Here is a 14,506-nt window from a genome sequence, read left to right as displayed (position 1 = left end):
AAATTTATGTTATGAAATTTCTCAAAATCTTTTTAGGCATTATCGCCGTACTGGCAGTAATCATTATTGGAGGTAGTTTCTTTCTTCCAAAAAGCTATTCCGTTAATCGGACTATAACCATTCTTGCTCCAGACAGTATTATTTATAAAAACATTGCCGATTATCATGAATTTTACAAATGGAATGCATGGTCTAAAATGGATCCAAAAGCGAAGATTACCATTACCGGTACAGCTGCTCAGCCGGGTCACCTGTACCAATGGAATGGTGAAAAAAGTGGTACCGGACAAATGCTGATCAATAAAGCAGAGGCAAATAAAATGGTCGATATGGAATTAAAATTCATCAAACCCATGGAAAGCATAGCAAACACCCGCTTTGACATCGAAAAAGCTGAGAATGGAAATAAAGTAACCTGGACCATGAGTGGAGATAGCAAAGGCATCGTCAACAAATGGTTTTGCTTATTTATGGATAACATGATCGGTAAAGATTTTGAAGATGGATTGAAATCCCTCAAAGAGAAATCAGAGAAGGAGATTTAATTGCATTGTCATTCTGAGAGATAATTTATTGTTTAAAATCAATATAAAATGGCAGTTTTTTTTTGCCAAATGGCGGGCTGCTAGCGTCCGTAATTGCTGAGAAGGCTTTTTCAGCAGATGAAGTAATCTTACAACGATCGCTGCCAGCGGGTGTATTAAGATTGCTTCGTGCCTCGCAATGATGCCCCTTTTTTTGTTTAAATCTGTCAACGGTAACGAAGTCGAAGACCCTATTGTGATTCAAAGATCTCTTCATTCCGCTTTGCTCCAATCTAGGACGTGCGCCCTGTAAACTTGCATTCTCTGTGCCATAACTTCATGATCTTTGTGGTTAAAAAAGCAAGTAATATTTCCAGGCTCTTGAAAAGAGCTTTTTTTATTCTTTGAAACACCAACCAAACAATTATCCCTGCTTTGGGTTAAAAAAGTATCAAAAGTGGTCTAACCATCAATTAATATTTTGTAATTTCCTGTTTTTTAGATTACTTTTCCATCAAATGAATTTATTACTTGTAGAAGATGAACCAAGTGTTGTATCTGTAATTTCGAGGGGTTTAACAGACGAGGGATTCACCGTAAGTATTTCTCCTGATGGTTTAATCGGGAAACAGATGGCTTTGGATAATCAGTTTGATCTGATTATCCTTGATATTATGCTACCTGGAATAAATGGCCTGGAACTCTGCAAGATCATTAAAGAGCAAAAACCCAATACGCCCATTATCATGCTTACAGCCTTAGGTACTACCGAAAATGTGGTAAACGGACTGGATAATGGTGCAGATGATTATTTGATCAAACCATTTAAATTTGCTGAACTTTTCGCGAGGATCAGAATGCTGCTGAGGCGATACCATGGCGTGGTTTCGCAAGATCAGATTATTGCTGTAGGCGACCTGCAGCTAAATTTAAGCGCAAAAACCGTAAAGCGAAACCAACAAGAAATCATTCTTACGGCAACAGAGTATCGGCTACTGGAGTATATGGCTAAAAACAAATCCAAAATTTTATCCCGGATAGATATTTTGGAAAACGTGTGGGATATCGATTTTAACCTGGGCACCAATGTAGTTGATGTTTATGTTAATTACCTTCGTAAAAAAATAGATAAGAATGCTGATCAAAAGCTGATCCATACCGCGGTAGGTTTAGGCTATATATTGAAAGAAAAATAGATGGAGATCGCCAAGAAAATCACTTTACTTTTTGCCATTTTATCGGCAGTTATTATTTCCTTATTAAGTGGTTTTGTTTGGTATTTTTCTAACGAATTTGCCTTTGAAGATTTTTACAAACGCCTGGAAGCAAGGGTTAATATTGCTGCCCAGATTAAACTTTACAAAGACGACAACAATAAGGTTTATGCTAAAATGCGCAACAGATACCTGGAGCGGTTGCCTTCTGAAAAGGAATACATCATTCAAGCAGGAAAACCAACCAATAAACTGGATCGCGAATTGCCAGCAAGTTTTTATAACCGGATAAATGCAGGTTACGTAGCCCGCTATCGCACGGAAAACCACTTTTATGCCGGCAAATATTTTAAAAATCCAAATGGAGGATATATTGTTATTGTTTCTGCAAATGATCCTGTCGGTTTCCGCGAGTTAAAAGACCTGCAAAGAATTTTAATTATTGGCTTTTTTCTTTCAGTTATATTATCATTTGTGGTAGGCTGGAAATTTTCCAATTACATGTTGATGCCCCTGCGAAATATCATTAAAAGTGTAAAAAGAATAAAGGCCGAAAATTTGCACCTAAGGCTGGATGTTAAAAAAGGTAATGATGAAATGTCGCAACTGGCGCAAACCTTTAATAATATGCTCAACCGTTTGGAAACGGCTTTCGAGACGCAAAATAATTTTATCAGCAATGCCTCACATGAGCTTAGAACACCTTTAACTATCATTAGTGGAGAGGTTGAGCTGGCCATGAAAAACATTGCAGATGCGGACAAACAGGAAAAGGCATTATCAAAAATCAAGAATGAAGCAGAACGGCTGGAGCATATTTTAACCAGTTTATTAGGCCTGGCCCAATCAGGTTTCAACGGAAAAAACCAGCCCTGGGAAGAAGTACGAATGGATGAATTGTTATGGGAAATTAAAGATTCGGTAAACCAGGTTCATCCGAACAGTAAAATAGAAATCGATTTTAGTAAACTCCCCGATGATGATGAATTGCTTTCGTTGCGGGTAAATAAAAACCTGATGAAACTGGCCATCAGTAATATTGTAAATAATGCCTGCAAATATTCTAATGAGAAATTGGTAAGCATTAGTATAGAAAGTAACGTCAATATGCTTTCGATCTCGGTAACCGATCGGGGTATCGGCATCCCACAAACCGATATCCAGCATATATTTGAGCCTTTCTACCGGGCATCAAACACCAATGATTTTAAAGGTTATGGGGTTGGCTTGCCACTTTCGTTAAATATTATCCGTTTGCACAGGGGGAGTATTGCCATCAAATCGCAGGAAGGCGTTGGCACGGAAATTAAAGTATTGTTACCTGTATCAGGTTGATTGTTTACATCGTTTAAACTGGTTAATTGTAAATTAGCCTTAATAATTATCAACTAGATAACAATTCGTCAAGTACTTTAAACTATGCATTGGACTTCTGCATAGATGAGCTAATGGCTAATGCACTAATTAACTATTCTAAAAAGGAGTGCATTCTAATCTCGTTTTAATCTCGCTCTTATTTCGCTATAATAATATGCGGTTAAACTTGTATAAATAATATTTCAATTCATTTAAACAAGATAAAGAGATGAAAACAGTATTAATTCCAACCGACTTCAAAGTAGAAAGTATAAAAATTATTGATGCACTTGTTCAACATCAAAAAAACGAAATATTAAACATCATTTTCGTACATGCCTTTAAATTGTCTGATTCCATAACTGATATGTTAATGTTGAGTCGCCGCAGCCGCGATTATGAAAACGTCAGCGACGAATTTTATCAGCAAATCAATCAGGCCAAGGGAAAATATCCTACTCAGATCAATACCATTGGGATTGAATATTTCTACGGAAGTACAGTAGCGGCTTTTAAAAATTTCATCGAAGCTTTTGATGTAGAATGCATTGCCTATTTAAAGGGATACAATTTTACGCCAATCAACAAATATAGTATCGACCCTAAAATATTAACAGAACGGGCAGGATGTGAAGTAATTTTACTAAATACTTTAACCGTTCATGCCAACGAAAATTTAATCGATACAAAAATACACGAAACGCAGCTGCAGGAAGCAAATTCTTAGTTACCAACCATTAAACTTTATATTATGCTATTACGAAATAATATTCCGCTCACTTATATATTTGGAAAGATCAAAAAAGAGCTTCTGTTTGTTATCGGTTACTCTATAGGTATTGTGATATTATATGAGAACCTTCATGTTACCCGTATTTCCATTCCTGTTGCAGTACCTGCTTTACTAGGAACAATCATTTCGCTTTTATTGGCATTTCGTTCTAACCAGGCTTATGACAGGTGGTGGGAAGCAAGGATTCTTTGGGGCGCAATAGTTAATGATTCGAGAACCTTGTCTCGCCAGATCTTGTCGTTCGTTGAAAATCCCTATGGAATAGACGAAATTGAGGAGTTCAAGGCAAGCTTTGTAAAACGGCAGATTGCCTGGTGTTATGCCTTAAGTCAGGCCTTGAGAGGTTTTAATCCTCGAAAAGGTTTAGAAGAATACCTTTCGGTTGAAGAATTTGAATTCATCAAGAAACGCAAAAATGTAACGGCCAGCATTTTAGAATTGCATGCCATGGCTTTAAAAAGAGCACTGCAGGAAGGCTGGATCAATAAATATCAACAGATAGAAATAGACAAAACCATAACCGGTTTATGTAACCATATGGGCGGATCGGAAAGAATTAAAAACACCGTTTTCCCGGTTACTTATAGCAAGTATATCAACATGTCTATCCATTTATTCATAGTCTTGTTGCCTTTCGGATTGCTGGAATACTTTGGTTACATGGAAGTTCCATTGGTGGTGGCCATTGCTGCCTTCTTTTTACTGGTTGAAAAAATGGCTGTTCATCTTCAGGATCCTTTTGAGAATAAACCTACAGATACACCAACTACTACCATCTGTAGAACCATTGAACGAGATCTTTGCCAGATGTTAGATGATAATAAAATTTATGAGGATAAACCTCAAACCGAATTGGCCCAGGTGGGATCATATTACATTTTGTAAATCACCCCAGGAAGCCTAAAATAAATCTCTTTGCTGAGATGGTTAGTTAAGCGCAATGGTTTTCCTTTGGATAAAGTATGGCCATTTGCGATAGTTGTATAATACAAAAGCCATTCAAAAAATGAATGGCTTTGTTTTTTTGTAGTATAATCAAACATTAACTGACACACCCTTAATTGATAAGAAAATTTGCGGCAGTTTTAGCTGATATCATTTTACAGTACTATGCCTCCAGCCTCAGCTGGAAACAACTGACGCCTCCGATAATCCCGCTAAGAAAAAACCCTCCCAAGCTTTGACTTGAAGAGGGTTTGTATATTAAAGTCCCCTGAAGGGGATCTAAGGATTAAGCATCAATTTTTGCATATTTCGCATTACGCTCAATAAAATCCCTGCGTGGTGCAACTTCATCGCCCATTAACATCGAGAAAGTATGATCGCATTCCGCTGCACTTTCGATGGTGGCCTGCATTAAGGTACGTGTAGCAGGATTTAGGGTGGTATCCCAAAGTTGCTCAGCGTTCATTTCACCCAAACCTTTATAACGTTGTATGTGCACACTATCTTCTTTACCTGCACCTTTTAAACGCTGTACAGCGGCATCACGTTGTGCATCATTCCAGCAGTATTCAAAATCTTTACCTTTTTTAACCTGATAAAGTGGTGGAGATGCAATGTAAACATATCCGGCCTCAATCAGGGCACGCATATAACGATAGAAGAATGTTAAAATCAACGTGGTAATGTGCGACCCGTCGATATCAGCATCCGTCATGATTACAATTTTATGGTAACGGAGTTTGGTTAAATTTAAAGCTTTATTATCCTCTGGTGTACCGATACTTACCCCAATAGCGGTAAACATATTTTTGATCTCGTCGTTTTCATAGATCTTATGCTCCATTGCTTTCTCCACATTCAGAATCTTACCTTTTAAAGGTAAAATCGCTTGAATATTACGATCACGACCTTGTTTAGCAGTACCACCCGCAGAATCTCCCTCAACCAAGAAAATTTCACATCTTTCGGGATCACTATCTGAGCAATCGGCTAGTTTACCAGGTAAGCCAGAACCGCCCATTACGCTTTTACGTTGCACCATTTCTCGTGCTTTACGGGCTGCAGCACGTGCAGTAGCCGCTAAGATTACCTTATTGATAATCATTTTGGCTTCTTTAGGGTTCTCTTCCAGATAATTACCTAAAGCCTCTCCTACCGCAACATCAACCGATCCCATCACCTCACTGTTTCCGAGTTTGGTTTTGGTCTGTCCTTCAAATTGTGGCTCCTGTACTTTTACCGAAACAACCGCGGTTAAACCTTCCCTAAAGTCATCACCGGTGATTTCCATTTTTACGTTCTTTAATAAACCTTCCTTATCAGCATAGGTTTTTAAAGTACGGGTTAATCCCCTACGGAAACCGGCAATATGTGTACCGCCTTCGTGGGTATTAATGTTATTTACGTAAGAGTGAACATTCTCTGCATAACTGTCATTGTACTGGAAAGCCAGCTCAACAGGAACACCATTTTTAATTCCTTCGATATAAATAGGCTCAGCCAGAATAGAAGTACGGGTATCATCCAAAAAAGCTACAAACTCTTTTAAACCACCTTCAGAATGGAAAGTTTCAGAAAAATAAGAACCATCATCCAGTTTCTCACGTTCATCAGTAAGCGTTAATTTAATCCCTTTATTTAGAAAAGATAACTCGCGCAAACGGCCAGCCAAAGTATCATATTTGTATTCGGTAGTTTGGGTAAAAATGGTAGGATCAGGGGTAAATGTTACAATCGTACCACGTTTGTCTGTATTTCCAACTTCTTTAACATCATACTGCGGAACACCAATTTTATACTCTTGCATCCAGATTTTACCTTCGCGGTGTACTTCTGCTTTTAAATCTGTAGACAAGGCATTAACACAACTTACCCCTACACCATGCAAACCTCCGGATACTTTGTAAGTATCTTTATCAAATTTACCACCTGCGTGCAAAACCGTCATTACGATTTCAAGCGCCGATTTATTTTCTTTTTTATTAATTCCCGTCGGAATACCACGTCCATTATCTTCAACCCTGATGGAGTTGCCTTCTAAAATGCGAACGTCAATGGTATCTGCATGACCGGCTAAAGCCTCATCAATAGAGTTATCTACAACCTCATAAACCAAGTGGTGCAAACCCTTTACACCAGTATCACCTATATACATCGAAGGGCGCTTACGCACCGCTTCCAAACCTTCTAAAACCTGTATATTATCTGCCGAATAATTTGACTTTAAATCCTGTTCTTCGCTCATATTTTAATTAAAAACAATAAGTATCAAAAATACGGAAATTTTGCCACTTAAACTAATATGTGGATAATTTTTGGGCTGTTAAGAGATTGATGCAAAAGCCTCTTTCATTGAATTAACAGGGATTTGAAATGTAAATCCTGTATTACCAGCAGGGTTGTCTCTCTACTTCTATTGACCCCGGTTTTACCCCCATTCCGTTTGGGCTTAAAGCCGGTAAAGAACATTTATTTTTCTTTCGGGCATCATCCGCAATATAGAAGCTTCATTTTGAGAAAAAACATCCCGTAAGGGGCGATTCGTAAGTAGTCAATAGTCAATTGGTGTTTTCTTTCCTTAGGATTATTTGCTATTGCCAATTTGCCACGCAACATACAACCCCAATAGCAGCATATGCTGCGCCACCTAAACCTGATGGAAGCGGGCATGCAATAAAGCGGACAGCAGGGCAAACAACCGTTTGAAAAAAAGGTATTGCTTTTCAAATCATCGCTATCTGGTTTGAGCGGCCGGCAAGGTGCTTAGCAACGCGTAAAATTAACGCTTGATGCTCCGCGCCAAACGTAAAACACCTTTCGATGACAATAGGCTTTTCTTTAAATTGCATATCAAAACTAATTTATATAAGTTTGCTAAAATTTATTAAACAAGAATGGAAAGAAGAACCTTTAAAACCTTTGGTTTACTTGCAACTGCAACTTTGATAACTGCTTTCTCTGCATGTCAGAACAAAGACACTAAAACTACTGAACCTAAAAAAACAGAGGGTACTACTGCACCGGTTTCTGCAACTGAGAAAATTGTGTTTGTAAACTCCGACTCGTTACTTACAAAATATGAATACTTCAAAGATCTTAAAGTAAAATTTGAAGGGAAAAGCAAAAGTGCTCAGGCAGATATCCAGGCAAAAGGTCAGGCTTTTCAGAGAGAGGTAGCACAATACCAGCAATCGGCACAAACATTATCAGCCGATCAACGCAAAAGTACTGAAGAACGTTTGGCACGTAAACAACAAGAGCTTCAAACTTACCAACAAAACGCTGGTGGCGCTTTACAGAATGAGCAGGCTGCCGAAAATGAAAAACTTTACGATAAAGTAGCTGATTATCTGAAAGGTTATGCTAAAGAAAAAGGTTATAAAATGGTTTTAACTTACTCAAAAGGTAACAGTGCCATCTTATTTGCCGATGAAAGTTTAGATGTGACTTCAGAAGTAATTAAAGGCTTAAATGCAGAATACAGTAAAAAATAAACCAAAAGACATTGAAAACTGGATGCCCCGACAAAATCGGGGCATTTTTTTTGTGTTACATTGAAAATCAGCACCGAAACCATTTACCCAAATAAAATAAATATGGAAAAACAACATCAGGAATACATGCAGATGGCCATCGACCTATCGGTACAAAATGTAAGCGAGTGCATTGGCGGACCATTTGGCGCGGTAGTGGTAAAAGATGGACAACTCATTGCTAAATCAGCTAACAAGGTTACTTTAACCAACGATCCGACGGCACATGCAGAGGTTTCGGCCATCAGACTGGCCTGTACCGAATTAAATACTTTCGATTTAAGTGGATGTGTAATCTACACCAGCTGCGAGCCTTGTCCGATGTGTTTGGGGGCTATTTACTGGGCAAAAATTGATACCATATATTACGCAAATACCAAATCAGATGCTGAGCATATTGGTTTTAGCGACAAATTCATTTATGATGAGCTTGACAAACCAATGGAAAACAGAAGCCTGCCTGTAATCCAGTTGATGCGCGATGAAGCGTTGTCGGCATTTAAGCTATGGGAAACATCGCAGATGCGGATTAATTATTAAACTACGAAAGGTGCCGATCACTCAGCACCTTTGTTGTAAACTGAAGTTTATTTACCCGATTCTTTAGAAGCCAATAACCCCACCATAGCATCTATCTCTTTCATTACACCATCATCAGTTCCTGAGAAACCCACGGCTTTAAACCTGATGTTACCATCGCCGTCTATCACAAATTTAGTAGGGATTCCATCCACCTTATAAGCACTTACAACATCGAATTTTGAGGGATCTTTAGCGTTTTTGGTATCGTAAAGCACATTAAAATTGTATTTCTTTTCAGCAATAAAATCGGTAACCACTTTCTCCCTGTTATCCTCATTTTGCCAGGTGTTTACAAACAGGAATACCACATTGGGGTTGGCTGAATATTTCGCCATGGCTTTTTGCATACCGGGAAAAGAAGCTACACATGGGCCACACCAGGTTGCCCAGTAATCCAAAATCACTATTTTACCTTTTAAGCTGGCCAGGCTAACCTTTTCACCTTTTAAATTCATCAGTGAAAATGCGGGTGCAGGGATATTGATCATTTTTTTGGTCCACTCCGCTCTTTCTTTTTCTAAAGCTGCTTTTTCCAGACTGGCGATATACGTTTCGTAAGTACCTTCTTTCTTTAAAGTGGTGTAAAGCCTCTTAAAATCAGCTTTTAACGAATCGGTTGCTTTACCATCTTTGATGAGTTTTTCCGCCTCTGTATAGGCTTTATTGTTCTGCCCATCTTTAATCAGGTAGGTAACATAACGCTCAGAAACATCTGGCGGAACACTAGCATACATCGGTAAAGCTTTTTCCTGTGCAGCCAATGCTTCCTTAAATTTGCCCTGATGATAAAGCAATAATGCATAGGTATCAGCATACATGCCATAAGCACCATCTAAATATTTGAGATAATCTTCTTTAGTATTGTAATATTTTGGCAGCTCATCACTTCTTGATGCTTCTATAAGATCGAGCGATTGCCTGGAAAGCTTTAAGGCTAAATCTATATTTTCCTTTTTTTCGGCAGCTGGCCAGGCAAAATTATTATAGAGACTTGCCCTTGTCATTTTATCAGTTACTTTACCCGCATAATATTGAAACTTATCCAGATCTTTGGCTTTTACCGCGCTATTTGCCATCATGCCATAAACAGCATTTAGTTTGCCCACATCAGCCTTTTTGTTTTGATCGAGTTTAAATCCTGCTATCAGTTCTTCCGCTTTCTTTATTTGCACAGCAAAATCTTTTGTACCGTAAAGTGTATTCATTCCATCATTCCAGGCATAGTTCCCGTTTGGATATTTCTTGAGCACAATCCCTTTAACTGAATCGGCCTGTGTTTTCTTCTTTAGCAGCGAATATAGTCCGATTACAGTGCTCAAATCTTCTTCTTTAGGTTCTTTTAGTTTAGACAACGCCGAAATGTTCTCGTTGATGAGCTTTGTTCCCTTATCTTTATCTGCTTTATACTCTAGCGAAAGGTATTGCTGCAGGTTTTTCTTTTTCAACCCTGGCTTTAGCGCAAATGCCTGATTGTATAATGATACTGCCTTTTCAGGATCAATGGTAAGTCCCAGATAATAATTTCCGGCTAATCCATATAAAAAGGCTTCGTTAAGATACGCCTCAGCAGGTACTTTTCCACCCTTGGTAAATTCAATGACGTAACCGGCCGGCGCTTCATCTTTCTGGTCGCCAACAGAAAAGGAAAGGCCAACCACAGTAACGCTATCCGGAGTTGAAATCTCCCCTTTGTAAACCGTCCCTTCTTTTACCAGTTCAACTTTCTTACTTTTTGGATTAGTTGTACTAAAAAAAGTATAACCGGTACATTTTACATCGGCCAGGTTTTCCAGGTTAGTTCCTTTTGGATCGTAGGTAAATTTAACGGTACTTCCTGCAGCTGGTTGAACAGCAGAAAATTTTACCCCCTGAGCATTAACCGCTCCCGCAGCCAACACCAGTAAACAGAACAATTTTAAGGTTTTCATAATGAAAGGATTAGGTTTTAATTAGATAAACTAAATATATAGTTTATTCGCCATTTTTCCTAGTTATTTTTTGTTAAATTTTAAGGAATAATTATTGTGTGAACATAATCATGACCTACGAACAAAAAATAAAGAGTGAACTGGATTTCTGGAAGTTTAAAACTTTGCAACAACCTTCACTATTAAACAAGGTGACTGATAAAGTTCAAAAGAAAATAAACAGCTATATACCCGATAAGGTTCATGATGCCATAACCTCAGCCATAAAACAAATGGTTAAGGCGGTACTTTTTGGTTCTACCTTTACCACTTCGAAACCCATTACCGATTTGACTTTGATGCACCGGGAAGCATTAATTAAGCAAAAGGTCGAAAATTATAAAAAAACAGGGGCTGCAGAAGGTGGAATTACAGGTGCGGGTGGTTTTTTAATGAGCCTGGCTGATTTCCCGTTGTTATTGGGCATCAAAATGAAAATGCTTTTCGATATAGCGGCAGTTTACGGATATGATGTTAAAGATTACCGCGAACGTTTATATATTCTACACATCTTTCAACTGGCCTTTTCAAGTAAAGAAGAAAGTCAGCATGTTTTCAGAAAAATGCTGTCCTGGGATGAACAAGCGCATTTATTGCCGACCAATATTGATGAATTTGACTGGCTCACTTTTCAGCAACAGTATCGTGATTACATCGATCTGGCTAAACTGGCCCAGATGCTCCCTTTTGTGGGCGCAGCGGTTGGCGCTATTGCCAATTATAAATTAATTGAGAAATTAGGTAAGACAGCCATGATGAGTTACAGAATGAGGTATTTCAGTTTGCAGTACGCAATTTCCAGTTCAGAAGAAACTGAAAACCGTAAACTGAAAACTGGAAACTAACTACTCTTCATCAAACATCCCATCCAATAAATCATCTGTTTCCCTTCTGTCTTTCTTAGTTGGACGTCCTGTTCCCCGATCGCGTTTAAGTGTTGGTGCATGAAAAGCTGATTTAAAAGCATGCGTTTCTTCTGGCGGAGTAAGATCTTTATATTTGGTTAAGGCGGTTGGCGAATCTGTTCTGTTATACGAGAGTTCAACCACCTCTATAATTTTTTTCTCAATGCCTTTTGAAACCTGGTAAACGTCGCCAACTTTCACAATAGCCGAGGGTTTAATATTCTGCCCCTTGAGTTTCACCCTACCCGCTTTACAGGCATCGGTAGCCAGGCTCCTTGTTTTAAACAGCCTGATTGCCCATAAATATTTATCTATCCGAAGTTTTTCTGTCTCTGTCATAAAAATACAAAAATACGTAATTAGGTTAACTGTATAAACTGCTTAATCGATTAATTGTAGATACGGCTTTCAACAGTTAACCGATTGAAATAATCAACCAGTTAACCCAGGAACAAAACAATTTATACAATAAACCCTTTAATAAACAAAAATTGATTTATTTTGCGTAAAATTAAAAAACATCATGTATTCAGATTTAAAGAAATTAATTGAAGCCGCTTGGGAAGACAGAACACTTTTACAATATAGCAACTATTGCGAAGCCATTGAAACGGTAATTCAAGGTTTAGATAAGGGCGAAATCCGTGTAGCTGAACCAGTTTTAAATTCTTGGGGCATTAATGAATGGGTAAAAAAGGCAGTAATTTTATATTTCCCGATCCGCGAAATGAAGGAAATTAAAAGCGGTCCGTTTGTTTACCATGATAAAATGGAATTAAAAACCGATTACAAAACAACTGGTGTTCGTGTGGTGCCTATGGCAAGCGCACGTTATGGTTCGTTTTTGGCAAAAGGTGTAATCATGATGCCATCGTATGTAAATATTGGCGCTTATGTTGACGAAGGTACCATGGTTGATACCTGGGCTACCGTGGGTTCTTGCGCACAAATTGGTAAACGTGTACATTTAAGTGGTGGTGTAGGTATTGGTGGTGTTTTAGAGCCTGTACAAGCTGCTCCCGTTATTATTGAAGATGATGCCTTTTTAGGCTCAAGGGCTATTGTTGTAGAAGGTGTTAAAGTAGAAAGAGAAGCCGTTCTTGGTGCCAATGTGGTTTTAACAGCATCGACCAAAATTATTGATGTTACCGGCCCAACCCCTGTTGAATATAAAGGTATTGTTCCGGCTCGTTCAGTGGTAATACCAGGAAGTTATACTAAAAAATTCCCAGCTGGCGAATTTCAGGTTCCCTGTGCTTTAATTATCGGTAAACGTAAAGAAAGTACAGATAAGAAAACTTCACTTAACGATGCGTTGAGAGAAAATAATGTAGCGGTTTAAGCTGAAAGCAAAAAGGTGAAAGCTGAAAGCGAAACTAAAAATCAAAAGGCCGATAGTACTGAACTTGATCAATCAAGCTTTGGTCTTTCGGCTTTAAACTTTAAGCTTAAAATAGGGTTTGACGGCAAGCGTGCTGCCAATAACTTAACCGGACTTGGTAATTACAGCCGTTCTTTAATTGAGCATCTTGCGGATCAGTTTCCTGAACACGAGTATTTGGTTTATGCACCAAAAGTAAAATCCGCCAGACAGATAGATGCTTTTTTTGAAAAGGAAAACATCAAATTAAAGCTTCCTAAAAGCGGGCCTTTTTTATGGCGGGCGTTAAATATTCTAAAAGATTTAACCCAAGACGAATGCCAGATTTTTCATGGTCTTAGTCATGAAATTCCATTGGCCATCCAGCACACCAGGATTAAATCCATCGTAACCATACATGATTTAATTTTTCTTCGCTTTCCACAGTATTATAAATTGATCGACCGGAAATTATACGAATGGAAAAGTAAATCTGCATGCAAACGCGCCGATAAAATTATCGCCATCAGCGAAAAAACAAAGGAAGATATTATCAATCTGTACGGGATTAACCCTGAAAAGATTGAAGTGATTTACCAGAGCTGCGATGATAGTTTTAAAACAGCGTTTCCAAAAGAAAAATTAAGCAGGATTAAGGCAACCTATAAACTACCCGATAAATACCTGCTGAATGTTGGCACCATTGAAGAGCGTAAAAATCTAAAACTGGTTGTCCAGGCTTTAAAAGAAGTTAATGAAGAATATAAATTGGTAGTGATAGGGAAACAAACTGCCTATTTTAACAGCATTGAGAAAGAAATAGAAAAACTAGGTCTGAAAAACCGTGTCTTATTTTTAAAAAACATTCCTTTTACCGACTTGCCTGGTATCTACCAAATGGCCAACGTTTTTGTTTACCCTTCTTTTTACGAAGGTTTTGGTATCCCAATTATTGAGGCCCTTTACTCTGGTGTTCCAGTTGTTGCAGCAACAGGCTCATGCCTGGAAGAAGCGGGTGGTCCCAATAGTCTGTATGTTTCGCCAAATGATGCAACAGGATTAGCAAAAGCCATTAATCAAATTATAGAAAATCCTCAACTTCAAAAAGAAATGAAAGAAAAGGGGTTGGAATTTGTTCAAAAATTCAATAGTTCTGTGGTTACACAGCAATTGATGAATTGTTATCTATCTCTTTAAAAGGCTATTCCATTATGCCAACATTCCCTTGTTATAACGTGTAATGTGCCGTAATTTAGGTTAATTACAGAAATTTGGCTTTTATATTTGAAAAGCAACGATACTGCTACTATAAACGTTAGTCCTGCCA

General features: G+C 38.2%; 13 protein-coding genes. 10 read left to right on the top strand and 3 right to left on the bottom strand.

Translation table 11 applies throughout. The features are described 5' to 3' along the window. The first annotated feature begins 11 nt into the window (after positions 1 to 11). The 5 genes from BM107_RS10075 to BM107_RS10050 all read left to right on the top strand — a co-directional run bounded on the left by BM107_RS10075 (position 12) and on the right by BM107_RS10050 (position 4,772). On the top strand, positions 12 to 545 hold the full coding sequence (locus tag BM107_RS10075) for an SRPBCC family protein (RefSeq protein WP_090982825.1): 534 nt from the start codon (positions 12 to 14) through the stop codon (positions 543 to 545). Positions 546 to 1,042: 497 nt separating this feature from the next. Further along, positions 1,043 to 1,720 (top strand): response regulator transcription factor, encoded by a 678-nt coding sequence (locus BM107_RS10065; RefSeq protein WP_090982821.1) that lies wholly within the window; start codon positions 1,043 to 1,045, stop codon positions 1,718 to 1,720. After that, positions 1,721 to 3,073 carry a sensor histidine kinase gene (locus BM107_RS10060; protein ID WP_090982819.1) on the top strand — a complete coding sequence of 451 codons (1,353 nt, stop codon included), beginning with the start codon at positions 1,721 to 1,723 and terminating at the stop codon, positions 3,071 to 3,073. A 250-nt stretch (positions 3,074 to 3,323) separates the two neighbouring features. Continuing rightward, positions 3,324 to 3,821, top strand: a complete 498-nt coding sequence (locus BM107_RS10055; RefSeq protein ID WP_090982817.1) for a hypothetical protein — start codon at positions 3,324 to 3,326, stop codon at positions 3,819 to 3,821. Positions 3,822 to 3,845: 24 nt separating this feature from the next. Beyond that, positions 3,846 to 4,772 carry a bestrophin family protein gene (locus BM107_RS10050; RefSeq protein ID WP_090982815.1) on the top strand — a complete coding sequence of 309 codons (927 nt, stop codon included), beginning with the start codon at positions 3,846 to 3,848 and terminating at the stop codon, positions 4,770 to 4,772. Positions 4,773 to 5,118: 346 nt separating this feature from the next. On the opposite strand, the gene gyrB is transcribed toward BM107_RS10050, so the two are convergent. Continuing rightward, positions 5,119 to 7,077: a DNA topoisomerase (ATP-hydrolyzing) subunit B gene (gene gyrB / locus BM107_RS10045; RefSeq protein ID WP_090982812.1), complete on the bottom strand. Its 1,959-nt coding sequence runs from the start codon at positions 7,075 to 7,077 to the stop codon at positions 5,119 to 5,121. 649 nt (positions 7,078 to 7,726) lie between these two features. Here gyrB and BM107_RS10040 point away from each other — a divergent pair. Together BM107_RS10040 and BM107_RS10035 are read left to right on the top strand one after the other, a co-directional pair. Further along, positions 7,727 to 8,326, top strand: coding sequence for an OmpH/Skp family outer membrane protein (locus BM107_RS10040; RefSeq protein WP_090982809.1), 600 nt, complete (start codon positions 7,727 to 7,729; stop codon positions 8,324 to 8,326). A gap of 102 nt (positions 8,327 to 8,428) precedes the next feature. Continuing rightward, positions 8,429 to 8,905, top strand: a complete 477-nt coding sequence (locus tag BM107_RS10035) for a nucleoside deaminase (protein ID WP_090982887.1) — start codon at positions 8,429 to 8,431, stop codon at positions 8,903 to 8,905. 47 nt (positions 8,906 to 8,952) lie between these two features. Here the strand turns inward: BM107_RS10035 and BM107_RS10030 are convergent, their stop codons facing one another. Then, a complete protein-coding gene (locus BM107_RS10030; protein WP_090982807.1) occupies positions 8,953 to 10,875 on the bottom strand; it encodes a redoxin domain-containing protein in 1,923 nt (640 codons plus the stop codon). 110 nt (positions 10,876 to 10,985) lie between these two features. Between BM107_RS10030 and BM107_RS10025 the strand changes: the two genes are divergently transcribed. After that, on the top strand, positions 10,986 to 11,759 hold the full coding sequence (locus BM107_RS10025; protein WP_090982805.1) for an EcsC family protein: 774 nt from the start codon (positions 10,986 to 10,988) through the stop codon (positions 11,757 to 11,759). Here BM107_RS10025 and BM107_RS10020 read toward each other — a convergent pair whose 3' ends face one another. Continuing rightward, on the bottom strand, positions 11,760 to 12,158 hold the full coding sequence (locus BM107_RS10020) for an RNA-binding S4 domain-containing protein (RefSeq protein WP_090982803.1): 399 nt from the start codon (positions 12,156 to 12,158) through the stop codon (positions 11,760 to 11,762). It abuts the gene before it with no gap. A gap of 184 nt (positions 12,159 to 12,342) precedes the next feature. Between BM107_RS10020 and BM107_RS10015 the strand changes: the two genes are divergently transcribed. Together BM107_RS10015 and BM107_RS10010 are read left to right on the top strand one after the other, a co-directional pair. Beyond that, positions 12,343 to 13,161, top strand: coding sequence for a 2,3,4,5-tetrahydropyridine-2,6-dicarboxylate N-succinyltransferase (locus BM107_RS10015; protein WP_186462435.1), 819 nt, complete (start codon positions 12,343 to 12,345; stop codon positions 13,159 to 13,161). Between the two features lie 15 nt (positions 13,162 to 13,176). After that, positions 13,177 to 14,376: a glycosyltransferase family 4 protein gene (locus BM107_RS10010; RefSeq protein WP_090982799.1), complete on the top strand. Its 1,200-nt coding sequence runs from the start codon at positions 13,177 to 13,179 to the stop codon at positions 14,374 to 14,376. The last annotated feature ends 130 nt before the right edge of the window (positions 14,377 to 14,506 follow it).

The organism is Pedobacter suwonensis (assembly GCF_900111825.1).
Classification (GTDB): domain Bacteria; phylum Bacteroidota; class Bacteroidia; order Sphingobacteriales; family Sphingobacteriaceae; genus Pedobacter; species Pedobacter suwonensis.
The sequence above is the reverse complement of the archived record's forward strand: the minus strand, read 5'-3'. Positions and strand labels throughout refer to the sequence as shown.